At 75.4% G+C, this 21,349-nt stretch carries 18 protein-coding genes and 1 pseudogene; 5 read left to right on the top strand and 14 right to left on the bottom strand.

All coding sequences use genetic code 11. The features are described from left to right. Positions 1-9: 9 nt before the first annotated feature. Together RM780_RS16395 and RM780_RS16400 are read right to left on the bottom strand one after the other, a co-directional pair. Positions 10-1,914: a serine/threonine-protein kinase gene (locus tag RM780_RS16395; RefSeq protein WP_311631476.1), complete on the bottom strand. Its 1,905-nt coding sequence runs from the start codon at positions 1,912-1,914 to the stop codon at positions 10-12. Positions 1,915-2,251: 337 nt separating this feature from the next. Next, the gene (locus RM780_RS16400) at positions 2,252-3,958 is read right to left on the bottom strand and encodes a glycerol-3-phosphate dehydrogenase/oxidase (protein ID WP_311631477.1); all 1,707 of its coding nucleotides are present in this window, start codon (positions 3,956-3,958) and stop codon (positions 2,252-2,254) included. Between the two features lie 400 nt (positions 3,959-4,358). Between RM780_RS16400 and RM780_RS16405 the strand changes: the two genes are divergently transcribed. Next, positions 4,359-5,594, top strand: coding sequence for a nucleotide sugar dehydrogenase (locus RM780_RS16405; protein WP_311631478.1), 1,236 nt, complete (start codon positions 4,359-4,361; stop codon positions 5,592-5,594). 101 nt (positions 5,595-5,695) lie between these two features. Next, positions 5,696-7,279, top strand: coding sequence for an alkaline phosphatase PhoX (locus RM780_RS16410; protein WP_311631479.1), 1,584 nt, complete (start codon positions 5,696-5,698; stop codon positions 7,277-7,279). Positions 7,280-7,322: 43 nt separating this feature from the next. Here the strand turns inward: RM780_RS16410 and RM780_RS16415 are convergent, their stop codons facing one another. From RM780_RS16415 to RM780_RS16435, 5 genes are all read right to left on the bottom strand, one after another. Then, complete coding sequence (locus RM780_RS16415) at positions 7,323-8,438, bottom strand: GuaB3 family IMP dehydrogenase-related protein (protein ID WP_311631480.1); 1,116 nt, start codon at positions 8,436-8,438, stop codon at positions 7,323-7,325. A 24-nt stretch (positions 8,439-8,462) separates the two neighbouring features. After that, the gene (locus tag RM780_RS16420) at positions 8,463-8,729 is read right to left on the bottom strand and encodes a hypothetical protein (RefSeq protein ID WP_311631481.1); all 267 of its coding nucleotides are present in this window, start codon (positions 8,727-8,729) and stop codon (positions 8,463-8,465) included. A 123-nt stretch (positions 8,730-8,852) separates the two neighbouring features. Next, complete coding sequence (gene guaB, locus RM780_RS16425; protein WP_311631482.1) at positions 8,853-10,358, bottom strand: IMP dehydrogenase; 1,506 nt, start codon at positions 10,356-10,358, stop codon at positions 8,853-8,855. A gap of 117 nt (positions 10,359-10,475) precedes the next feature. Further along, the gene (gene shbA / locus RM780_RS16430) at positions 10,476-11,051 is read right to left on the bottom strand and encodes an RNA polymerase sigma factor ShbA (RefSeq protein WP_311631483.1); all 576 of its coding nucleotides are present in this window, start codon (positions 11,049-11,051) and stop codon (positions 10,476-10,478) included. 251 nt (positions 11,052-11,302) lie between these two features. Next, the gene (locus RM780_RS16435; RefSeq protein WP_019431595.1) at positions 11,303-11,914 is read right to left on the bottom strand and encodes a response regulator transcription factor; all 612 of its coding nucleotides are present in this window, start codon (positions 11,912-11,914) and stop codon (positions 11,303-11,305) included. A gap of 325 nt (positions 11,915-12,239) precedes the next feature. Between RM780_RS16435 and RM780_RS16440 the strand changes: the two genes are divergently transcribed. After that, positions 12,240-12,560, top strand: coding sequence for a WhiB family transcriptional regulator (locus tag RM780_RS16440; RefSeq protein ID WP_311631484.1), 321 nt, complete (start codon positions 12,240-12,242; stop codon positions 12,558-12,560). A gap of 26 nt (positions 12,561-12,586) precedes the next feature. Further along, the gene (locus RM780_RS16445) at positions 12,587-13,378 is read left to right on the top strand and encodes an SDR family NAD(P)-dependent oxidoreductase (protein WP_311631485.1); all 792 of its coding nucleotides are present in this window, start codon (positions 12,587-12,589) and stop codon (positions 13,376-13,378) included. Positions 13,379-13,527: 149 nt separating this feature from the next. Here the strand turns inward: RM780_RS16445 and groL are convergent, their stop codons facing one another. The 3 genes from groL to RM780_RS16460 all read right to left on the bottom strand — a co-directional run bounded on the left by groL (position 13,528) and on the right by RM780_RS16460 (position 16,756). Next, positions 13,528-15,153 (bottom strand): chaperonin GroEL, encoded by a 1,626-nt coding sequence (gene groL / locus RM780_RS16450; protein WP_311631486.1) that lies wholly within the window; start codon positions 15,151-15,153, stop codon positions 13,528-13,530. A 105-nt stretch (positions 15,154-15,258) separates the two neighbouring features. After that, positions 15,259-15,567 (bottom strand): co-chaperone GroES, encoded by a 309-nt coding sequence (gene groES, locus RM780_RS16455; RefSeq protein ID WP_311631487.1) that lies wholly within the window; start codon positions 15,565-15,567, stop codon positions 15,259-15,261. A 223-nt stretch (positions 15,568-15,790) separates the two neighbouring features. Beyond that, on the bottom strand, positions 15,791-16,756 hold the full coding sequence (locus RM780_RS16460) for a polysaccharide deacetylase family protein (RefSeq protein ID WP_311631488.1): 966 nt from the start codon (positions 16,754-16,756) through the stop codon (positions 15,791-15,793). 102 nt (positions 16,757-16,858) lie between these two features. Between RM780_RS16460 and RM780_RS16465 the strand changes: the two genes are divergently transcribed. Beyond that, the gene (locus RM780_RS16465; RefSeq protein ID WP_394812992.1) at positions 16,859-18,175 is read left to right on the top strand and encodes a class I SAM-dependent methyltransferase; all 1,317 of its coding nucleotides are present in this window, start codon (positions 16,859-16,861) and stop codon (positions 18,173-18,175) included. Positions 18,176-18,178: 3 nt separating this feature from the next. On the opposite strand, the gene RM780_RS16470 is transcribed toward RM780_RS16465, so the two are convergent. The 4 genes and pseudogenes from RM780_RS16470 to tsaB all read right to left on the bottom strand — a co-directional run bounded on the left by RM780_RS16470 (position 18,179) and on the right by tsaB (position 21,258). Next, the gene (locus RM780_RS16470) at positions 18,179-18,442 is read right to left on the bottom strand and encodes a hypothetical protein (RefSeq protein ID WP_311631489.1); all 264 of its coding nucleotides are present in this window, start codon (positions 18,440-18,442) and stop codon (positions 18,179-18,181) included. Then, positions 18,442-19,494, bottom strand: coding sequence for a tRNA (adenosine(37)-N6)-threonylcarbamoyltransferase complex transferase subunit TsaD (gene tsaD / locus RM780_RS16475; protein ID WP_311631490.1), 1,053 nt, complete (start codon positions 19,492-19,494; stop codon positions 18,442-18,444). The genes RM780_RS16470 and tsaD overlap by 1 nt, the downstream gene beginning before the upstream one ends. Before the next feature lie 640 nt (positions 19,495-20,134). Beyond that, positions 20,135-20,584 (bottom strand): annotated as a pseudogene (gene rimI, locus RM780_RS16480) (ribosomal protein S18-alanine N-acetyltransferase); the annotation flags it as partial. Continuing rightward, on the bottom strand, positions 20,581-21,258 hold the full coding sequence (gene tsaB, locus RM780_RS16485) for a tRNA (adenosine(37)-N6)-threonylcarbamoyltransferase complex dimerization subunit type 1 TsaB (protein WP_311631491.1): 678 nt from the start codon (positions 21,256-21,258) through the stop codon (positions 20,581-20,583). The gene tsaB and the pseudogene rimI, both read right to left, overlap by 4 nt. Positions 21,259-21,349: the final 91 nt, after the last annotated feature.

The following is a 21,349-nucleotide window of genomic DNA, read 5'->3' on the forward strand; positions in this document are numbered from 1 at the left end:
GGGCCGGGCTCAGTCCAGGGGCTGGAACGTGTCGAACGCCGTCTCCCGGAGCGTCCGGCACTCCTCCTCGTCCCACTCCTCCGCCGGGCAGGTGATCATGATCGCGTAGCCCGCGTCGTCGTCGACGCGGAAGCCGCGGTCCAGCACGCGGACCCGGCCGTCCTGCGTGCGTTCGAAGGTCCAGTCCGCGACCGTGGGGTAGCCGCGCCACTCGATCTCCTCGATGGAGATCCGCTCGTAGTCCCGGCTGCGGGAGCGCACGCCCGGCTCCTGGTCGCGCCACGCCTGCGCCGCGTCGTCGCCCGGCGCGTCGGTGAAGTCCACCTGGACCCGGAAGAGGCCGCCGTCCGGATCGGCGTAGATGCCACCGGAGTTGGCCCCGGCTATGTCGATGCGCTGCCAGCCCTGCGGCAGGGACATGCGGAACCGGAAACGCTCGTCCTCCACCGTCGCGTACCCCGCGGGGGTGCCGGGAAGCGTGGCGTCCGGGTCGTTCTCCAGGCCGGTGCCCGGCGGGGTGTCCCCGTCGCCCTCGTCGTCGCCCTCGTCCTCCTCCTCGGGCGGGGAGGTGGGCGCGGTGGGCGACTCGGCGGGCGGGTCCTCCTGCGCGGTGCCCTCGTCCCGGGGCGTGGGCTCCTCGCCGCCGGGCTGCTGCGAGGGATCCTCGCCCCCGCCGCCCTGGCCCTGCGTGTCGCCGGAGCGCTCGCCGGCCGAGCCGCCGTCGCCGTCGTCCCCCAGGGTGGAGGCCAGCGCGGCGCCCAGCAGCGCCAGGAGAACGATCACGACGCCCGCGATGAGGGCCAGGCGGCGGCGCCCGGCTCCCGCAGCGTCGGGGCGGCCCGGCCCCGGAGGCCCGGGCGGGCTCGCGCGCAGCGCGCCGACCGGAACGGGGGTGGGGCGCGCGTCCGGAGCCTCGCCCGCGGCGGGCGGCGTCGCGGGTGACGGGGCCGTGCCGGGGGCGGCCGGTGCCTCCGGCGCCTCCGGCGAGGGTCTGGTCCCGGACTCCGTACCGGCGGCGCCCGCCGCCGCGCCCGCTCCGAAGATCAGCGTCCGCTCCGCGCCACCGCCCGCCTCCGGCTCCTCCTCCGGCCGCGCCGGGGCGCCGGCGAGCGCGCCCGCGAGCCCCTCACGCGCGCCCGGCTCGTCCAGCCGCGCCTTCGGGTCCTTGGTCAGCAGGCCGTTGATCACGCCGGTCAGCGGCCCGGCGCTGCGCGCGGCGGGCACCGGATCGTGCATGACCGCGGCCAGCGTGGCGATCGCGCCGCCCGCGTCGTACGGCGGGCGGCCCTCCACGCAGCAGAACAGCAGCGCGCCCAGGGACCACATGTCCGCGGGCGGGCCCAGGGCCTGGCCGCGCGCCCGCTCCGGGGAGATGTAGGAGGGCGCGCCGACGAGCATGCCGGTGGAGGTGATGGACGGGTCGCCCTCGACCTTGGCGATGCCGAAGTCGGTGAGGACGACGCGGCCGTCCTCCTCCGCGATGATCACATTGGACGGCTTGACGTCGCGGTGCAGGATGCCCGCGTCGTGCGCGGCGCGCAGCACGTCGAGGATGGCCAGGCCGATCTCGGCGGCCCGGCGCGGCTCCATCGGTCCCTCGGCGCGGATGACGTCGGCCAGCGAGCGGCCGTCGATCAGCTCCATCACGATCCAGGGCCGCTCGCCCTCGTCGACCACGTCGTAGATGGTGACGACGCCGCGGTTGCGGATCGCGGCGATGGCCTTGGCCTCGCGGAGCGTGCGGGTGATCATCCGCTTCCGCTCGGCCTCCTCCACCTCGGGCGGCAGCCGAAGCTCTTTCACGGCCACGGCGCGGCCGAGGACTTCGTCGGTGGCGTGCCAGACGGTGCCCATGCCGCCGCGTCCGAGCACGGCGCCGAGCCGGTACCGCCCGTTGAGCAGGCGGCCCGGCACCGGGTCACCGGGACGGGCCGGCCGTTCCCCGCCGTCACGCGGACCGCCGCCGCGGGAACCGCCGTCACGCGCGTCGCCGTCACGCGGATCGTCCCCCCGCGGAGCGCCCTCGCGCGGATCACCCTCCCGGGCATCGCCTCCGCGCGGATCGCGCCCCCGCGGGTCGCCGCCCCGGGCCTCGTCGTCAGCGGTGCGCGCCTTGTCGGCGTTGCCCGCGTTGTCAGCGTTCTCGGCCTTGCCCTCGCCCATGCGTCGCGTCCCCTCCGTCCCCGGCCATTGTCACCCATGAGGCCGACAGACCGGCCCACGGGGGAAGCGGCCCGCGTCACAAAGGGCGTTACGAGGGAACGGAGTCGGGGGCCCCCAGGCGCGCCGCGTCGGCGGTCCTGTCGTCGGGCTGGACCTGCGATTCGCGCTCGGCCTCCACCCGCTTCTCGTAGTGCTCCACCTCGCGTTCGACCTGCTCGGAGGACCAGCCGAGCACCCCGGCCATCAGCTCGGCACACTCCCGCGCGCTGCGCGTCCCGCGGTCGAAGGTCTCGATCGAGATGCGGGTCCTGCGGGTGAGCACGTCCTCCAGATGACGCGCGCCCTCGTGCGAAGCGGCGTAGACAATCTCCGCCTTGAGGTAGTCGTCGGCCGCCGGCAGCGGCTCCCCCAGGCGCGGGTCGGCGGCGATCAGCTCCAGCAGCTCGGATGTCAGCGAGCCGTAGCGGTGCAGCAGATGGGCGATCCGCGCCTCGTGCAGCCCGGCCTCCGCGGCCAGCCGGTGGCGGGCGTTCCACAGCGCCGCGTACCCCTCGGCGCCGGCCAGCCGCACCTCCTCGGTGCAGCAGGGCGCCACCCGCTGGTCGAGGCCGTGGGCGGCGGCATCCACCGCGTCCTTGGCCATCACGCGGTAGGTCGTGTACTTGCCGCCGGCCACCACGACCAGGCCCGGCACCGGGTGGGCCACGGTGTGCTCGCGGGAGAGCTTGCTCGTGGCGTCCGACTCGCCGGCGAGCAACGGCCGCAGCCCGGCGTACACCCCCTCCACGTCGTCGCGGGTGAGGGGCACGGCCAGCACGGAGTTGACGTGGTCCAGCAGGTAGTCGATGTCGGCGCTGGAGGCGGCCGGGTGTGCCTTGTCCAGGTCCCAGGCCGTGTCGGTGGTGCCGACGATCCAGTGCCGGCCCCAGGGGATGACGAAGAGCACGCTGGTCTCGGTGCGCAGGATGACGCCGGTGGAGGAGTGGATGCGGTCCTTGGGGACCACGAGGTGGATGCCCTTGGAGGCCCGCACGTGGAACTGGCCACGCTCGGCGATCATCGCCTGCGTGTCGTCGGTCCACACGCCCGTGGCGTTGACCACCTGCCGGGCACGGATCTCGTAGGAGCCGTCCTCCTCCAGGTCCCGCACCCGGACGCCGACCACCCGCTCTCCCTCGCGCAGGAACTCCGTCACCCGCGCCCGGTTGGCCGCCAGCGCCCCGTACCCCGCGGCGGTGCGCACCAGCGTGGCCACGAAGCGGGCGTCGTCCACCTGTGCGTCGTAGTACTGCAACGCCCCCACCAGCGCGTCCTTGCGCAGCGCGGGCGCGATCCGCAGCGCCTGACGGCGGCTCAGGTGCCGGTGCCGGGGCAGCCCGCGGCCGTGGCCCGAGGAGAGGGACATCGCGTCGTACAACGCCACGCCCGAGCCCGCGTAGAGGCGCTCCCAGGCGCGGTGGCGCAGGGGGTAGAGGAACGGCACGGGGCGCACGAGGTGCGGCGCGAGCCGCTCCAGCAGCAGCCCGCGCTCCTTCAGCGCCTCCCGGACCAGGCCGAAGTCGAGCATCTCCAGGTAGCGCAGGCCGCCGTGGATCAGCTTGCTGGAGCGGCTGGAGGTGCCCGAGGCCCAGTCCCTGGCCTCGACCAGCCCGGTGGCCAGGCCGCGGGTGGCGGCGTCCAGCGCGGTGCCCGCGCCGACCACACCCCCGCCGACCACCAGCACGTCCAGCTCCCGCTCCGCCATCCCGGCCAGGGCGCCCGCGCGCTCGCGCGGTCCCAGTGCGGTCGTCCTCACGCTGTGCCTCCTCGTGCTCGCCGTGCTGCCGTGCTCGCCTGCCGCCGCGCTCGCCGCGCTCGCCGTGTGGCGCGCCCGCCGCGGAACGCCCTCCGCGCGCCCGCCGTTCGCGGCGCCCGCGCCCCGGCCGCTCTCGTTCCCCCGCCGCTCTCGTTCCGCCCTCGTTGCCGCTCGGCCCGCGCCCGCCTGCGCGGCGCGCGCCGCCGCCGTTCCCCTTCCCCTCCCCCGCTCGCGCCTCCTTCTCCCCGCTTCTCCCTCCCCGATGCTCCCCCATTTCCGCCTCCTTGGCGCGCCATCGGTACGCCGCAACGGTCAATCGGCTACATCTGTCATATATGCCCCTAAGCTGACTGCCCGGGACAGGCCGGGCCGGCCGGGGGAGAAGGGAGCCTCGCCGCGCATGCCCGCTGATCTCGCCGTCCTCGGCCTGGGCCGGCCGGGCCTGGCCGCCGCCCGCGCCGCCACCGCCGCCTCCATCGACACCGTCGCCTTCACGCCCGACCCCGCCGCCGCCTCGGCGCTCAACGGGGGCCGCCCGCCCTCCGGAAGCTCCCTGTCCGCCGCCGACCTGCGGCGGATGCTGGCCGCGGGCTTCCGCGCCAGCAGCGACCCGGCCGTCCTGGGCCGGGTCCGCACCGCCCTGATCTGCGCCCCCACCCCGCCCGGACCGGGGCGCGCGCCCGAGCTGGGCGCCGTCCGGGAGGCAGCCACGGCGCTCGCCGACCGCCTGCGCCCGCGCACGCTCGTCGTCCTGGAGTCCGCCGTGCCCCCCGGCACCACCGAGGAGGTGCTGCGCCCGCTGCTGGAGCGTGGCTCGGGCCTGCGCGCCGGGCGCGACTTCGCCCTCGCGCACGCCCCCGCGCGTCCCGCGCCCGCCGAACGCGCCGCCGGCCGGGCCGCCGCCCGGGTGATCGGCGGCCTCTCCTCCGCCTGCACCGAGGCCGCCGCCGCCTTCTACGGCCGGCTGACCGACCGGGTCGTCCGGGCCCGCGGGCTGGCCGAGGCCGAGGCGGTGACCATGCTGGAGACCAACGCCCGGCACGTGGCCGCCGCGCTGGTCAACGAGATGGCGGTTCTCTGCCACGAGCTGGGCGTCGACCTGTGGGACGTGCTGCGCTGCGCCGAGTCCCGCGGCCTCTCCCCCGCCCGCCCCGGCCCCGGCGCCGAGGAGGAGCCCGTCTCCCCCGGCGGGCGCCTGCGGCTGGTGGAGGCCGCACGCGAGATCAACGCCCGGATGCCGCGCTACGTCACGATGCGCGCCGCGCGGCTGCTCAACGAGCACGGCAAGTCCGCCCGCGGTGCCGGAATCCTGCTGCTCGGCGTCACCTCGGAGCCCGACCTGCCCGACCTGCCCGACCTCCCCGGCGACCAGGGCGCCCCCGCCCGCGAGATCGCCAGCCGCCTGCTCGCCCTGGGCGCGCGGGTCTCCTTCCACGACCCCCTCCTCCCCGGCTGGCGGGTCTCCGGGCGGCCCGTCCCCCGCGCCGACGCGCTCCACGAGGCCGCGGCCGAGGCCGACCTGACGCTGCTGCTCACCGCGCACGGCACCTACGACCTCCAGGGCCTGGCCGCCAAGGCCCAGCTCCTCCTGGACTGCCGGGGGGCGACCCCGGCCGGCGCGGCCCACCGCCTCTGAGGGCGCGCGGACGAAGCCCGCCGCGCGCTCCGCCGGACGGGGGAGCGCGCGCTGCGCGCGAGGTTTGCCGGGGTCCGGCGCGGCGCAGCCGATGAAGTGACATGACTGAGCCACAGACCGCGCCGGGCGCCGGCCAGCCGGACGCCGGCCCCGCGCAGCGAGCCCCCGAGACCCCCGGCGCCGCCCTCCGGGCCGCGCCCCCGACCGCACGGCCCCCCGCGCCGCGCGCCGCACCCGCCTCCGCGCCGGGCAGACGGGCGTTCGTGCGCCGCAGCGCGGGCGCCGCCGCCGGGTTCGCCCTGGCGGGCAGCGCCGGCGTGCTGGCCAGCGCCCCCGGCGCCCTGGCCTGCCAACGCTCCGGGCGCGCGCCGGGGGACGGCAACGGCGGCGGCGGGCCGGAGGAGGCCGCCGGCTACGGCCCGCTCGCGGCGGACCCCGAGGGCGTCCTCGCGCTCCCCTCCGGCTTCGCCTACCGCGTGGTGACCCGGGCCGGCCGCACCACCCTGGACACCGGCGAGCCCACACCCGGCAAGCACGACGGCACCGGCACCTTCACCGGCCCCGACGGCGGCCTGCTGCTGGTGGTCAACCACGAGCTGAAGGGCCCGCGCGCCGACTGGGAGAACCCGGTTCCCCTGACCGACGGCCTCGTCTACGACCCGGCCGCGGCCGGCGGCTGCACCGTGGTCGCGGACTACGGGGACCGCGCCGCCGAGTGGGTCGGCCTGGCCGGCACCTCCACCAACTGCTCGGGCGGCACCACCCCTTGGGGCACCTGGCTGACCTGCGAGGAGAACTCCGACCGCGCCGGCGAGAACGGCATGACCCGCGACCACGGCTACGTCTTCGAGGTCGACCCCCACGACCGCGCGGCCAACCTCTCCCCCCGCCCCCTGCGCGCCCTGGGCCGCTTCGACCACGAGGCGGTGGTCGTCGACCCGGTCCGCGGCCACCTCTACCTGACCGAGGACGACAGCGAGCCCAACGGCCTGTTCTACCGCTGGGTGCCGCCGAGCGGCTTCCGCCACGGCCGCGGCGCCCTGCGCGCGCTGCCCGACGACGCCGGGAGCCTCCAGGCGTTCCGCTGCTTCGACGACCGCGGCCGGCTGGTGGACGACCTCTCCCGCGCCACCCGCCCCGGCACCGTCTTCGGCGTGGACTGGGCGGAGGTGCCCGACCGCGAGGCGCGCGAGCTGCCCCTGCGCGAGCAGTTCGGGGAGGGCCGGGTCACCCGGGCCAGGAAGCTGGAGGGCATGTGGTGGGGCGACGAGGGCTGCTACGTCGTCTCCTCCTACGCCCGCGACGAGAGCCCGGGCCCCTCGCACGACGGCCAGGTGTGGTTCTACGACCCGCGCCGCCGCACCCTGACCCTGAAGGTGCTCCTCGGGGTCAACCCCGAGCCGCTGGCCGCCGGCCGCGCCGACGGCCCCGACAACATCACCGTCTCCCCCTACGGGGGCCTGATCCTGGCCGAGGACGGCGCCGGCCACCAGCACCTCTACGGCGCCACCGGGGACGGCACGACGTACCCCCTGGCGCGCAACGAGGTGGACATCGGCCGGCCGGGCCGCCCGGAGTACGGCGAGTTCGCCGGGGTGACCTTCTCGCCGGACGGCGCCACGCTCTACGCCTCGATCCAGGCCCCGGGCATCCTGCTGGCCATCACCGGCCCCTGGCGGCGCTGACCCGGCGCCGGCCCGGCCCGGCCCGGCGCCGCCACCCGAGGCGTTACCGCGACGGGGCGATGGTCACCTCGACCCGCTGGAACTCCTTCAGCTCCGAGTACCCGGTGGTCGCCATCGCCCGCCGCAGCGCGCCGAAGAAGTTCATCGACCCGTCCGGGGTGTGGGAGGGCCCGGTGAGGATCTCCTCGGTGGTCCCCACCGTCCCCAGGTGCACCTTCTTGCCGCGCGGAACGTCCTCGTGCACGGCCTCCATCCCCCAGTGGTGGCCGCGCCCCGGGGCGTCCGAGGCCCGCGCCAGCGGCGAGCCCATCATCACCGCGTCGGCGCCGCAGGCCACGGCCTTGGACAGGTCGCCCGACCAGCCCACCCCGCCGTCCGCGATCACGTGCACGTACCGGCCGCCGGACTCGTCGAGGTAGTCGCGGCGGGCCGCGGCCACGTCGGCGACCGCGGTGGCCATAGGGACCTGGATGCCCAGGACGTTGCGCGTGGTGTGCGCCGCGCCGCCGCCGAAGCCGACCAGCACCCCGGCCGCGCCGGTGCGCATCAGGTGCAGCGCGGCGGTGTAGGTGGCGCAGCCGCCGACGATCACCGGCACGTCCAGCTCGTAGATGAACTGCTTGAGGTTCAGCGGCTCCGCGGCCCCCGAGACGTGTTCGGCGGAGACCGTGGTCCCGCGGATGACGAAGATGTCGATCCCCGCGTCCAGCACGGCCTTGGAGAACTGCGCGGTCCGCTGCGGCGAGAGCGCGGCGGCCGTGACCACGCCGGACTCCCGCACCTGCCGGATGCGGCGGAAGATGAGCTCCTCGCGGATGGGCGCGTCGTAGATCTCCTGCAGGCGCCGGTTCGCGGTCTCCTCGTCCAGCGCGGCGATCTCCTCCAGCAGCGGCTCGGGATCGTCGTACCGGGTCCACAGCCCTTCGAGGTTGAGCACGCCCAAACCCCCCAGCTCGCCGATGCGGATGGCCGTCGCCGGCGAGACGACCGAGTCCATCGGGGCGGCGAGGAACGGCAGCTCGAAGCGGTAGGCGTCGATCTGCCAGGCGATCGAGACCTCCTTGGGGTCGCGGGTGCGGCGGCTTGGCACCACCGCGATGTCGTCGAACGCGTACGCCCGCCGCCCGCGCTTGCCGCGGCCGATCTCGATCTCAGTCACGAAGGGGAACCTTTCTGATCACTGTCACTCCTCCAGGAGCACGTGCGTGAAGTCCACCACGTGCACCAGGAGGACCAGCAGCAGGCCGTCGCCGACCAGGTATTCGATGGCGATGTTCTGGGTCAGCGCCAGGGAGCGGGTGGCCTCGTCGCCGGAGACGGGGATCGACATCTTGGGGCGCGGGTCCTGGGCGAGCACGGACAGCCCGCGCTCCAGCAGCTCGCGGCGGTCGGCCGGGAGCTCGTCCCGCACCCGCGCCGCCTCCTCGCTGAACTTCACCGCGTAGAGCATGCGACCCATCCCCTCGACGGCTCCGGCCCGGCTGTTCAGCGTAACGAACGGCCCCCGGCCTGTCCTCCCCCGCACCGCGCGAGGCCGGTCCGGCGCGGCCGGCCGGCGGGCGGGCGGGCGGGGTCAGCGCCGCGTGTAGTTGGGCGCCTCGGTCGTCATCTGGATGTCGTGCGGGTGGCTCTCCTTCAGGCCCGCCGCCGTGATCCGCACGAAGCGGCCCCGCTCCTTGATCTCCGGAACGGTCCGCCCGCCGAGGTAGTACATCGACTGGTGCAGGCCGCCGACGAGCTGGTGAACGACCGAGGCCAGCGGCCCGCGGTAGGGCACCTGGCCCTCGACGCCCTCGGGGATCAGCTTGTCGTCGTCGCCGATCTCGTCCTGGAAGTACCGGTCCTTGGAGTACGAACGCCGCTCGCCCCGCGACTGCATGGCGCCCAGCGAGCCCATGCCGCGATAGGACTTCCACTGCTTGCCGTTGATGAACAGCAGCTCGCCCGGGGACTCCTCGCAGCCGGCCAGCAGGCTGCCCAGCATCACCGTGTCCGCGCCCGCGACCAGCGCCTTGGCGATGTCCCCGCTGTACTGGAGGCCGCCGTCCCCGATCACCGGGATGCCGGCCTCGCGGGCGGCCAGCGAGGCCTCGTGGATCGCGGTGACCTGCGGCACGCCGATCCCGGCGACGACGCGGGTGGTGCAGATCGAGCCGGGGCCGACCCCGACCTTGATGCCGTCCACGCCCGCGTCCACCAGCGCCTTGGCGCCCTCGCGGGTGGCGACGTTGCCCGCGACGACGTCCACCCGGTCGTAGTTCGACTTGATCTTGGCGGCCATGTCCGCGACCAGCCGGGAGTGCCCGTGGGCGGTGTCCACCACCACGAAGTCCACGCCCGCCTCGATCAGCGCCTCGGCCCGCTCGTAGGCGTCCCCGGCGACGCCGACCGCCGCGCCCACGATCAGGCGGCCCTCGGCGTCCTTGGCCGCGCGGGGGTACTTCTCGGCCTTCACGAAGTCCTTGACGGTGATCAGCCCGCTGAGCCGGCCCGCCTCGTCCACCAGCGGCAGCTTCTCGATCTTGTGCCGGCGCAGCAGCTCCATGGCGTCCTCGCCGGAGATCCCCACCGCGCCCGTGACCAGCGGCATCGGGGTCATGACCTCGCGCACCTGCCGCCCGCGGTCCGGCTCGAAGGCCATGTCGCGGTTGGTGACGATGCCCAGCAGCCGCCCGGCCGCGTCCGTCACCGGCACGCCGCTGATCCGGAAACGCCCGCACAGCTCGTCGGCCTCGCGCAGCGTCGCGTCGGGGCGGATGGTGATCGGGTCGGTGACCATGCCGGCCTCGGAGCGCTTGACCCGGTCCACCTGGGCGGCCTGCTCCTCGATGGAGAGGTTGCGGTGCAGCACCCCGGCCCCGCCCTGCCGGGCCATGGCGATGGCCATCCGGGCCTCGGTGACCTTGTCCATCGCCGCGGAGATGAGAGGAACGTTCACCCTGACATTGCGGGAGATCCGCGAGGAGGTGTCGATGTCCTGCGGCTCCAGGTCGGCGGGCCCGGGCAGCAGCAGCACGTCGTCAAAGGTCAGCCCCAGGGGCGCGAACTTCTCCGGCAGCTCTCCCGCGTAGTCAGTCATGACAGCCTTCCCGCGCCTTCCCGCGCATCCCGGGTCCCTCGCACCCCCGCCAGGGAAATGTTCCGTCCATGCTACGGCCCCGCGGGAGGCACCGGAGAACGCCCGCCGGGCGGGGGCTCAGCGCCCGGCCAGGGCCCGCAGCCTGCTGAGCGCGCGGTGCTGGGCGACGCGGACGGCGCCCGGCGACATGCCCAGCTTCTGCCCGGTCTCCTCGGCGGTCAGGCCGACCGCGACCCGCAGCAGCACCAGCTCGCGCAGGTGGTCGGGGAGGTTGGCCAGCAGCTTCCTGGCCCACTCGGCGTCGCTGCTCAGCAGCGCGCGCTCCTCCGGGCCCAGGGAGTCGTCGGGCCGCTCGGGCATCTCGTCGGAGGGAACGGCCCAGCTCCCGGGGTGCCGCAGGGCGGCGCGCTGGAGGTCGGCGACCTTGTGCTGGGCGATGGCGACGACGAAGGCGTCGAAGGGGCGGCCGGTGTCGCGGTACCGCGGCAGGGCGCACAGGACGGCGAGGCACACCTCCTGCGCGAGGTCGTCCACGAAGTGCCGGGCCTCGCCGGGCAGCCGGGCCAGCCGCATCCGGCAGTACCGCAGCGCGAGCGGGTGGACGTGCGCCAGCAGGTCGTGCGTGGCCCGGGCGTCGCCCTCGGCGGCACGGTGAACGAGGGCTCCGATCGCCGTGGCCTCGTCGTCGCGCATCGGTCCATGGTGCACCGGGGCCGCGGGGTCCGCCCCGCCGCGGGCCGAGTTGTGCACCGAAGCGTTATGTGTGGTGGAAGCCGCGGGAGCGCCGAACGACATGTCCCGGGCCCTCCCCTCGCACCTGGCCGACTCGTCCCCAAGGAGCGTCATGCATTCAAGGATGCGGCACCCGGGAACCTTTTGCCGCCCCGCTCCTCACCGGACGGGGGTGACAGCCGCCGGCCGCGCTCCCCGTCCGGTCCCGTCGATCAGCGGACCAGCCCCCAGCGGAACCCCAGCGCGACGGCGTGCGCGCGGTCGGAGGCGCCCAGCTTCTTGAACAGCCGGCGTGCGTGCGTCTTGACCGTGTCCTCGGAAAGGAACAGCTCACGGCCGATCTCGGCGTTCGAACGGCCGTGGCTCATGCCCTCCAGGACCTGGATCTCCCGGGCGGTGAGCGTGGGCGCCGCGCCCATGTCGGAGGAGCGCAGCCGGCGCGGCGCGAGCCGCCAGGTCGGGTCGGCCAGGGCCTGGGTGACGGTGGCGCGCAGCTCGGCGCGGGAGGCGTCCTTGTGGAGGTAGCCGCGGGCGCCGGCGGCGACGGCCAGGGCCACGCCGTCCAGGTCCTCGGCGACGGTGAGCATGATGATGCGGGCACCGGGGTCCGCGGAGAGCAGGCGGCGTACGGTTTCGACTCCGCCGAGCCCGGGCATTCGGACGTCCATCAGAATCAGGTCGGAACGATCGGCGCCCCAGCGGCGGAGAACTTCCTCGCCGTTGGCGGCCGTCGTGACCCGCTCGACGCCGGGCACGGTCGCGACCGCGCGGCGGAGTGCCTCCCGGGCGAGCGGGGAGTCGTCGCAGACAAGGACGGAAGTCATGGTCGTCGCCCTCCGCAGCTGATGCGCATCACCTTGAGCCTCCAGGCAGGTCGTGTGTCGTCATCTGTGCGATTGACCAGCCGTGCCAACCGCCTCGCCCTCTCAACGACGGTCACCCGAAAGAGTTACGGCCTCCAACCTCACAGCAGCAGCACTGTACGTGAGCAGTCGATCACGCAGCCGCGCGCCCCCGTCAAACACGCCGAACATTCGTTTTTGCCCTATTTAGACCTTATTGCCCTTCTTGGGGTGCCTGCGGCTATATTCGGCTGGTAGTCATATTTACATCTACTTTGCTGGCCTCGTAGACGATGGGACAACTGTCATGGCTGATTTCTCCCGCCTCCCGGGCCCCAACGCGGACCTGTGGGACTGGCAGCTGCTGGCCGCCTGCCGCGGCGTCGACAGCTCGCTGTTCTTCCACCCGGAGGGCGAGCGCGGCGCGGCCCGCAGCGCGCGTGAGGAGGCGGCGAAGGAAGTGTGCATGCGCTGCCCGGTGCGTGCGGAGTGCGCGGCCCACGCGCTGGCGGTGCGGGAGCCGTACGGGGTGTGGGGAGGGCTGACGGAGGACGAGCGCGAGGAGCTGCTCGGCCGGGCGCGCAGGGGCGAGCTGGTGGAGTCCGGCTCGCGGGATGCGCGGCGCTGACCAGCCCGGGCGTCTACCGTCTTGGTATGACAACTGCATTGGTGACGGGCGCCACCGCGGGGATCGGCGCCGCCTTCGCCCGCCGGCTGGCCCGGGACCGGCACGACCTGGTGCTGGTGGCCCGGGACGCGGAGGCGCTGCGGCGCCAGGCGGCCGAGCTGCACGACCGGCACGGCATCGAGGCGGCCGTGCTGCGGGCCGACCTGTCCACCGACGAGGGCATCGCCGCGGTCGAGGCGCGGCTGTCCGACCCGGGGAGCCCCGTCGAGCTGCTGGTGAACAACGCCGGCTTCGGCCTCAAGGGCTCCTACCTGGACGTGCCCGTGGCCGAGGAGCTGCGGATGCTGAAGGTGCACTGCGAGGCGGTGCTGCGGCTGACGACGGCGGCGGCCGGGCCGATGCGGCGGCGCGGCCGGGGGGCGGTGGTGAACGTCGCCTCGGTGGCCGCGTTCCTCCCCCGCGGCACCTACGGGGCCTCCAAGGCGTGGGTGGTGCAGTTCACGCAGGGCGCGGCGCGCGACCTGGCGGGCGAGGGGGTGCGGCTGCTGGCGCTGTGCCCGGGGTTCGTGCGCACCGAGTTCCATCAGCGGGCGGGGATGGGGACGGAGAACGTCCCGGGCTGGATGTGGCTGGACGCGGACCGGGTGGTGGACGCGGCGCTGAAGGACCTGGAGCGCGGGCGGACGGTGTCCGTGCCCGACGCGCGCTACAAGGTGCTGATGGGGGCCGCGAAGCTGGCCCCGCGCGGGGCGCTGGGCGGGCTGTCCGCGCGCGCCGGGCGCAGGTACGGCCCGCGCCGGGGCGAGCCGGAGGCGTGAGCGGCGCCGGCCGGGCCCGGCCGTGGGGTGAACACCACGGGCGTGGGTGAACGCCACCGGGCCCCGCCGCGCCCCTGTGCGGGGGCGGGACGGGGCCCGGGTGCGTTGCTGCGGGACCGCGGGGCGCGAGGGGCGCCCCGGGGACCGCGTCAGTGGGAGTGGCCGTGGCTGTGGCCGCCGCCGGTCTCCGGCTCCTCCTCCTTCTTCTCCACCACCAGGGTCTCGGTGGTCAGGAGCAGGGCGGCGATGGAGGCGGCGTTCTGCAGCGCGGAGCGGGTGACCTTGACCGGGTCGATGACCCCGTCCTTCACCAGGTCGCCGTAGGTGCCGGTGGCGGCGTTGTAGCCCTGGCCCTTGTCGAGGTCGGCCACCTTGGAGGTGATGACGTAGCCCTCCAGGCCGGCGTTCTCCGCGATCCAGCGCAGCGGCTCGACGGCGGCGCGGCGGACGATGGACACGCCGGTGGCCTCGTCGCCGGTCTTGCCGAGGTCGCCCTCCAGGACCTTGGCGGAGTGGACCAGGGAGGCGCCGCCGCCGGGGACGATGCCCTCCTCGACCGCCGCGCGGGTGGCGGAGATGGCGTCCTCCAGGCGGTGCTTCTTCTCCTTCAGCTCCACCTCGGTGGCGGCGCCGACGCGGATGACGCACACGCCGCCGGCCAGCTTGGCCAGGCGCTCCTGGAGCTTCTCGCGGTCCCAGTCGGAGTCGGTGGTCTCGATCTCGGCCTTGATCTGCGCGACCCGGCCCGCGATGTCCTCCTGGCGGCCCGCGCCGTCCACGATGGTGGTGTCGTCCTTGGTGATGGTCACGCGGCGGGCGCGGCCCAGGACGTCCAGACCGGCCTGGTCGAGCTTGAGGCCGACCTCCTCGGAGATCACGGTGCCGCCGGTGAGGGTGGCCATGTCGCCGAGCATCGCCTTGCGGCGGTCTCCGAAGCCGGGGGCCTTGACGGCCACCGAGTTGAAGGTGCCGCGGATCTTGTTGACCACGAGGGTGGACAGGGCCTCGCCCTCGACGTCCTCGGCGATCACGAGCAGCGGGTGGGAGCCGCCGGCCTGCATGATCTTCTCCAGCAGCGGCAGCAGGTCCTGGATGGAGGAGATCTTGCCCTGGTGGATGAGGATGTAGGGGTCGTCGAGGACGGCCTCCATGCGCTCCTGGTCGGTGACCATGTAGTGCGAGAGGTAGCCCTTGTCGAAGGCCATGCCCTCGGTGAAGTCCAGCTCCAGGCCGAAGGTCTGGGACTCCTCGACGGTGATGACGCCGTCCTTGCCGACCTTGTCCATCGCCTCGGCGATCAGCTCGCCGACCTGCTTGTCCTGGGCGGACAGCGCGGCCACGGCGGCGATGTCCTCCTTGGAGTCGATGGGGCGGGCGGAGGCGCGCAGGTCCTCGGCCACGGCCTCGACGGCGGCGTCGATGCCGCGCTTCAGGCCGGCCGGGGAGGCGCCGGCGGCGACGTTGCGCAGGCCCTCGCGGACCAGCGCCTGGGCCAGCACGGTGGCGGTGGTGGTGCCGTCGCCCGCGATGTCGTTGGTCTTGGTCGCCACCTCCTTGACGAGCTGGGCGCCCAGGTTCTCGTAGGGGTCCTCGGCCTCGACCTCGCGGGCGATGGTGACGCCGTCGTTGGTGATGGTGGGCGCGCCGAACTTCTTGTCGATGACGACGTTGCGGCCCTTGGGACCAATGGTGACCTTGACCGCGTCCGCGAGCTTGTTGACGCCGCGCTCGAGGGCGCGACGGGCGTCCTCGTCGAACTTCAGAGTCTTCGCCATGGGTGTGGATGTCCCTCTGTCTTTTTTCGAATCGTCCGGGAACGTCACCGCGCCCCGGAGACGATCCGGTCCCGGGGCGCGGCGTGCAACTCGACTAGTCGCCGGTCACTTCTCGATGATCGCCAGCACGTCACGGGCGGAGAGGACGAGGTACTCCTCGTTGTTGTACTTCACCTCGGTGCCGCCGTACTTGCTGTAGAGCACGACATCGCCGACCTTGACGTCGAGCGGAAGCCGGTTGCCGTCCTCGAAGCGGCCCGGGCCCACGGCCAGGACGGTGCCCTCCTGGGGCTTCTCCTTGGCGGTGTCCGGAATGACCAGGCCCGAGGCCGTGGTCTGCTCGGCGTCGAGCGGCTGGACCACGATGCGGTCCTCGAGCGGCTTGATGGCAACCTTGGAGCTGACGGTCGTCACGATCCGACCTCCCCCTTCGGAGATCTCGCGGGGTCATGGAAATGGCTGGACTGCGACCTGGTGGACCCGTCGTCGCGGGTGCCGGATCCGCCTGTCGCGGGGTGGCTGGCACTCCTACGGTGAGAGTGCCAGCGTCGGCTCCGAGACTAGGCCGCCGTTAGCACTCAGTCAACTAGAGTGCCAACGCCCCGCCGGGCGCGTGCCGGGAGGGCTCCCGGGCGGGCTAGAGGTAGTCCTCCAGCCGGGCGACGGCGAAGCCCTGGCGGGTCGCCGTGTCCAGTACCCGCCGGACCATGTCCGTCATGCTGCCGTCCCACTCCGCCTCGCCGCGGAAGTGGGTCAGGATGATGTCACCGGGGTGGAATTTCCGGTCCTCGCGCCCCCATTCGATCCGGTCGGGGAACGCCTCCTCGGCCCACAGCGGCACGGCCCGCACCCCGCAGGAGGCGGCGGCGCGCAGAGTGTCGCGGTCGTAGGCGCCGTAGGGCGGGCGGAAGAGGGTGGGGCGCTCGCCGATCTCCTCCTCCAGGATGTCCTGCTGCTCGCAGATCTCCTCGCGCTGCTCGCGGTAGGAGAGCGCGGGGAGTTCGGGGTGGCTGATGGAGTGGTTGTGCACGCCCGCGCCCTGCCGGTGGGCCTCGCGGAAGTAGCCGTAGTCGTCCCGGGCCACGTGGTCGGAGAGGAAGCCGGACCAGGGGATCCGCAGGTCGTTCAGCATCCGCAGCAGGTCCGGGTCCTTCTCGGCGCCGTCGTCGATGGTCAGGAAGACGACCTTCTCGTCGGTGGGCACCCGCACCAGGACGGGCGGCAGGCCGGCCCCGGAGAGGTGGCCGCGCTCGCTGGTCACCTCGGGCTTGTCGGCCGGGGGCGCGGGGGCGCGCAGGGGCGCGCGGCGCAGCTTCCAGGTCTTGACCGCGGCGAGGCGGCGGGCCTCGGCGCGTTTCAGCGAAGTGGCGTACGCCTCCAGCGCCTTGGCGACCGTGCGCGCCTGGGTCTGCTGCGAGACGCCGAGCAGTGCGGCGCTCGCGCCCGCGCGCGGGGGGTTGGCGTCAACCGTGGAGGACGGGCCCCAGGGCTGCGGGGAGGGGCCGGGGGCGGCCAGGGGCGGGGGGAGCCCGGCGCCCGAACAGATCAGGGCGAGTATCGCCGCGCCGCCGAGGGTGCCGCAGCGCCGCGCCTTCCCTCGCACCCTCCAGTCATTTTGTCTTACTTGTCTGATAATCCTCACGGCTCGGGATGCTGCCACCCCCCGCCCCGGACCCGGACGCGCCCCTCCGGGCCGCCGGGCAGAATGACCCGTGTGGCCGCACGCACCGGAGAGACGAACGCCAGGGGCAACGCCGGCAGCGCCGGCGGCGGGGACGCCGACGCCCGGGACGAGGCGGAGGCCGAGGAGTTCCGCGCCCTGCTGACCCCGCGCGGGCAGCGGCTGCTGGAGGAGGTGCGCGGCGTCGAACCCGCCCGCGAGCTGGCCGAGGCCACCCGGCTGCGCCGCGAGCACCCGCCCCGGCTGGTCGCCGCCGCGCTCGCCCAGGCCCTGCTGCGGCAGCGCGCCGCCGCCAAGTTCGGCCCCGAGGCCGGGCGGATGTACTTCACGCGCGACGGCCTCGAACAGGCCACCCGCGCCCCCGTCGCGGACTGGCGCGCCGCCCGCCTCGCCGCCCGCGGCGCCCGCCGGGTGGCCGACCTCGGCTGCGGCATCGGCGGGGACGCCCTGGCCCTGGCCCGGGCCGGGCTCGACGTCCTGGCCGTGGACCGCTCGGCCCTGGCCTGCGCCGTGGCCGCCGCCAACGCCGAGGCCCTGGGCCTCTCCTCGCGCGTCACCGTCCGCCGGGCCGCGGCCCAGGAGGTGGACCCGCGGGCCGAGGGCTGCGACGCCGCCTTCGCGGACCCCGCCCGCCGCCGGGGCGCGGGCGGTGGCCGCGTCTTCGACCCCGAGGCGTACTCCCCGCCCCTGAGCTGGGCCCTGGGGCTGGCGGTCCGCGTCCCGCACACCGTGCTGAAGACCGCCCCCGGCCTGCCTCACGAGGTCATCCCGCCCCAGGCCGAGGCCGAGTGGGTCTCCCACCGCGGGGAGGTCAAGGAGGCCGTGCTGTGGTTCGGACCCGAGCCGCCCGACGCGCCCCGCCGCGCCACCCTGCTCCCCGGACCGCACGAGGGCGCCCCCGGCCCGCCCACGCTGGCCGGCAACCCCCGCCAGGCCCCCGACGGCCCGCCAGGCCGTTATCTCTACGAGCCGGACGGCGCCGTGATCCGCGCCGGGCTGGTCGCGGACGTGGCCGAGGCCCTGGAGGGCCGCCTGCTCGACCCCGCCATCGCCTACATCGCCGCCGACCGGCCCCGGCCCACCGCGTTCGCCACCGGGTACGAGATCACGGACGTGCTGCCGTTCCAGCTCAAGCGGCTGCGGGCGCTGCTGCGCGAGCGCGGCGTGGGCACCCTGACCGTCAAGAAGCGCGGCTCGGCGGTCGTTCCCGAGGAGCTGCGGGCCCGGATGCGCCTGTCGGGCCCGGCCTCGTGCACCGTGTTCCTCACCCGGGTCGCCGGGGCGCCCACGATGCTGCTGGGGCACCCCCTCGCGGAGGGCGGGGCGGAGGGCGGGGCGTAGGGCTCAGTCCGGGACCGGGGTGAAACGCCAGCGGTGGACCGGGCGTTGCAGCAACTCCCCCGGCGGCTCCGGCAGTTCGGGTGGCGCCTCGGCCCCCTCGGGCCACCAGGTGATCACCAGCACCCGCTCGCCCGCGGCCGTGAACGTCTCCCGCCGCTCCGGCGCCGGCTCCAGCGCCCGGCCGCGCGCCCACGCCAGCAGCTCCGCGCCGCGCCCCTCCCGGGCGCGCGCCTCCCACATCAGGGCCACGGGCCCGCCGCCCGCCATCAGAGGTGCCCCGCCGGGACGTGCGGCTCGGTCACCGGCAGCGAGGAGTCCGCGGGCAGGTCGAGCGCCGAGGGCGCGCGCCCCCGCGCGACCATTTCCGCGCCGAGCGCCGCCACCATCGCGCCGTTGTCCGTGCACAGCCCCGGGCGCGGCACCCGCAGCCGGATGCCGGCCGCGGCGCAGCGTTCCTCCGCCAGGGACCGCAGCCGCGAGTTCGCCGCGACGCCGCCGCCGATCATCAGGTGGTCCACGCCCTCCTCGCGGCAGGCGCGGATCGCCTTGCGGGTCAGCACGTCGGTGACCGCCTCCTGGAAGGACGCGGCCACGTCCGCGACCGGCACCTCCTCGCCCGCCCGCCGCCGGGCCTCGACCCAGCGGGCCACGGCCGTCTTCAGGCCGGAGAAGGAGAAGTCGTACGGCGCGTCCCTCGGGCCGGTCAGGCCGCGCGGGAAGGCGATGGCCGCCGGGTCGCCCTCGCGGGCCAGCCGGTCGATGACGGGCCCGCCGGGGAAGCCGAGCCCGAGCACGCGGGCCACCTTGTCGAACGCCTCGCCCGCCGCGTCGTCGATGGTGGCGCCCAGCGGGCGGACGTCGGAGGTGATGTCCGGGGCGAGCAGCAGCGAGGAGTGCCCGCCGGAGACCAGCAGGGCCATCGTCGGCTCCGGCAGCGGCCCGTGCTCGAGCTGGTCCACGCAGACGTGGGAGGCGAGGTGGTTGACCCCGTACAGCGGCTTGCCCAGGGCGTAGGCGTACGCCTTGGCGGCGGCCACGCCCACCAGCAGCGCGCCGGCCAGCCCCGGCCCGGCGGTGACGGCCACGGCGTCCAGGTCGCGGGCGGACACGCGGGCCTGGGCCAGCGCCCGCTCGATGGTGGGGACCATCGCCTCCAGGTGCGCACGGCTGGCGATCTCGGGGACGACCCCGCCGTAGCGAGCGTGGTCGTCGACGCTGGAGGCGACGGCGTCGGCGAGCAGCGTGTGCCCGCGCACGATGCCGACGCCGGTCTCGTCGCAGGAGGTCTCGATACCCAGCACCAGCGGTTCGTCAGCCATGCACGGTCCCTCCGGAACGCGAACCCGGCTTCCCGCCGGGCTGATCGGAATGCGGGTGCGGCTCGCCGCCGCCCGGCTCACCACCGGGCCCGCCGGAGCTTTCGGGGCGCTCCCCGCGGGGAAAGCCCCGGGCGGCGCCGCGTGCGCCGGGAGGCGCGTCTTGCATCCCGCCGGGCTTCCCGGAAGGCGCATCCGGCTCGCCCGGGTCCCGCCCGGAAGAAACGCCGGTGGCACCGGCGGCGGAACCGCCTGCCGGCTCGGCGAGGCCCTCCGGCGGACGGCTCCCGGCCGTGGCGTGCGCCCCCGAGGCTGCTCCGGCCCCGGGGTCGCGGGGGCCCGCTGCGCGATCGCGCCGGTCCTCCGGCCCGGAACGCGCGGCGCGGGCGCCCGCTACCGGGTCGGCCCCGGACGGCGCGGTCCCCGGCGCAGGCCCGGACGAGGCGGAACCCGGCCCGGCGGCCTCCGGCGAAGCGCTCGCCCCTGGGGCGGGACCGGACAGGGCGGTCTCCTGTGGGGCGTTCGTCCCCGGCGCGGGTCGGGTCGCAGCGGGTCCGCCCAAGGCGTTCGCCGCCGGGGCGCCGCCGGGGGGAGCGTCCCGCGCCGGAGGGGCCTCCGTCTCCGGGGCGCCGGCCGCGAGGTCGCGGCGCAGGACCAGCGCGTCGCGGTTGCCCGGCTGGTAGTAGCCGCGGCGGATGCCGATGCGGGTGAAGGCGAAGCGCTTGTAGAGGCGCTGGGCCGGGAGGTTGTCGACGCGTACCTCCAGCAGGACCTCGTGGCAGCCGAGGGCGCGGGCCGCGTCCAGGAGAGCGGCCAGCAGGCGGGCGCCCAGGCCGGTGCCCTGCCGGTCCCGGGTGACGCCGATGGTCATCACGTCGCCCGTGCCGCCCGCCACGCCCAGGCCGCCGTAGCCGACCAGCCGGCCGCCCGGCTCCTCGGCCACCAGGTAGGCGCGGTCGCGCTCCGGGCCGCGGGCGCGGGCCAGCTCGGCCCAGTACGTCGCCGCCGGCCACGCGTCGTCGGGGAACAGCTCGGCCTCCAGCGCGAGCACGCCCTCCAGGTCCCACCAGCGCATCTCCCGCAGCACGGTCATCCCCGCGTGACCGCCTTGTACCCGGCGGGGACGCGGGCGTCCGGGCGGCGCAGGTAGAGCGGGACGGGCGCCTCCAGCGCCGCCCCGGCGGCCAGGCGCTCCGCCGCCAGCCCCGCGAGCGCGGCGGCCGAGGCGTGCAGCGGCCCGTCCTCGCGTGCCCCCGGGAACGCCTCGGGGTACAGCAGCGCCCCCGCGCCCACCGCCGGCAGCCCGGCCGCCTCGGCGGGGAGGCCGGCGGGCCGGTCCACGGCGGGCCCGCCGGTCCTGGTCCGGCCGTCGGCGTAGCGCGCCCAGTAGACCTCCTTGCGGCGGGCGTCCGTGGCGACCAGGAACGGCCCGGCGAGGCCCGCGAGCCCCGACTCCGCGGCCTCCCAGGCCAGCGCGTCCAGCGTGCACACCCCGTGCACCGGAACGGCCAGCGCCGCGCCCAGCGCGGCGGCGGTGGCCAGGCCGACCCGCAGCCCCGTGTAGGGGCCGGGCCCGGTGCCCACCACCAGGGCGGTCACCTCCACAAGCTCCCGCCCGGCCTCGGCCAGCACCCGGTCCACGGCCGGCAGCAGCAGCTCGCCGTGGCGGCGCGCGTCAACCTCCCGGGCGGCGGCCAGCACCCGCGTGCCGTCGTGGAGCGCGGCGGTGACGGCGGGCGTTGCGGTGTCCAGGGCGAGCAGCAGCACGGGAGCAAGGGTACGGCGCCCCGGGGGGTGCCCGGCCTGCTGGTAGCGTCGGCGGCGGTACTCCAGGAGAACGCGGGCACCGACAAGTCCG

The organism is Streptomyces boetiae, assembly GCF_031845405.1.
GTDB classification, from domain to species: domain Bacteria; phylum Actinomycetota; class Actinomycetes; order Streptomycetales; family Streptomycetaceae; genus Streptomyces; species Streptomyces boetiae.

What these genes read in the sequence shown, in the direction of transcription:
- shbA (WP_311631483.1), bottom strand. Translation starts at nt 11,051, where the DNA reads ATGCGCGACGACGAGGCCACGGCGATCGGAGCCCTCGTTCACCGTGCC.
- RM780_RS16465 (WP_394812992.1), top strand. Translation starts at nt 16,859, where the DNA reads ATGACCCGTGTGGCCGCACGCACCGGAGAGACGAACGCCAGGGGCAAC.
- groL (WP_311631486.1), bottom strand. Translation starts at nt 15,153, where the DNA reads ATGGCGAAGACTCTGAAGTTCGACGAGGACGCCCGTCGCGCCCTCGAG.
- RM780_RS16410 (WP_311631479.1), top strand. Translation starts at nt 5,696, where the DNA reads ATGACTGAGCCACAGACCGCGCCGGGCGCCGGCCAGCCGGACGCCGGC.
- RM780_RS16405 (WP_311631478.1), top strand. Translation starts at nt 4,359, where the DNA reads ATGCCCGCTGATCTCGCCGTCCTCGGCCTGGGCCGGCCGGGCCTGGCC.
- guaB (WP_311631482.1), bottom strand. Translation starts at nt 10,358, where the DNA reads ATGACTGACTACGCGGGAGAGCTGCCGGAGAAGTTCGCGCCCCTGGGG.
- RM780_RS16445 (WP_311631485.1), top strand. Translation starts at nt 12,587, where the DNA reads ATGACAACTGCATTGGTGACGGGCGCCACCGCGGGGATCGGCGCCGCC.
- RM780_RS16440 (WP_311631484.1), top strand. Translation starts at nt 12,240, where the DNA reads ATGGCTGATTTCTCCCGCCTCCCGGGCCCCAACGCGGACCTGTGGGAC.
- RM780_RS16420 (WP_311631481.1), bottom strand. Translation starts at nt 8,729, where the DNA reads ATGCTCTACGCGGTGAAGTTCAGCGAGGAGGCGGCGCGGGTGCGGGAC.
- RM780_RS16435 (WP_019431595.1), bottom strand. Translation starts at nt 11,914, where the DNA reads ATGACTTCCGTCCTTGTCTGCGACGACTCCCCGCTCGCCCGGGAGGCA.
- tsaD (WP_311631490.1), bottom strand. Translation starts at nt 19,494, where the DNA reads ATGGCTGACGAACCGCTGGTGCTGGGTATCGAGACCTCCTGCGACGAG.
- RM780_RS16470 (WP_311631489.1), bottom strand. Translation starts at nt 18,442, where the DNA reads ATGGCGGGCGGCGGGCCCGTGGCCCTGATGTGGGAGGCGCGCGCCCGG.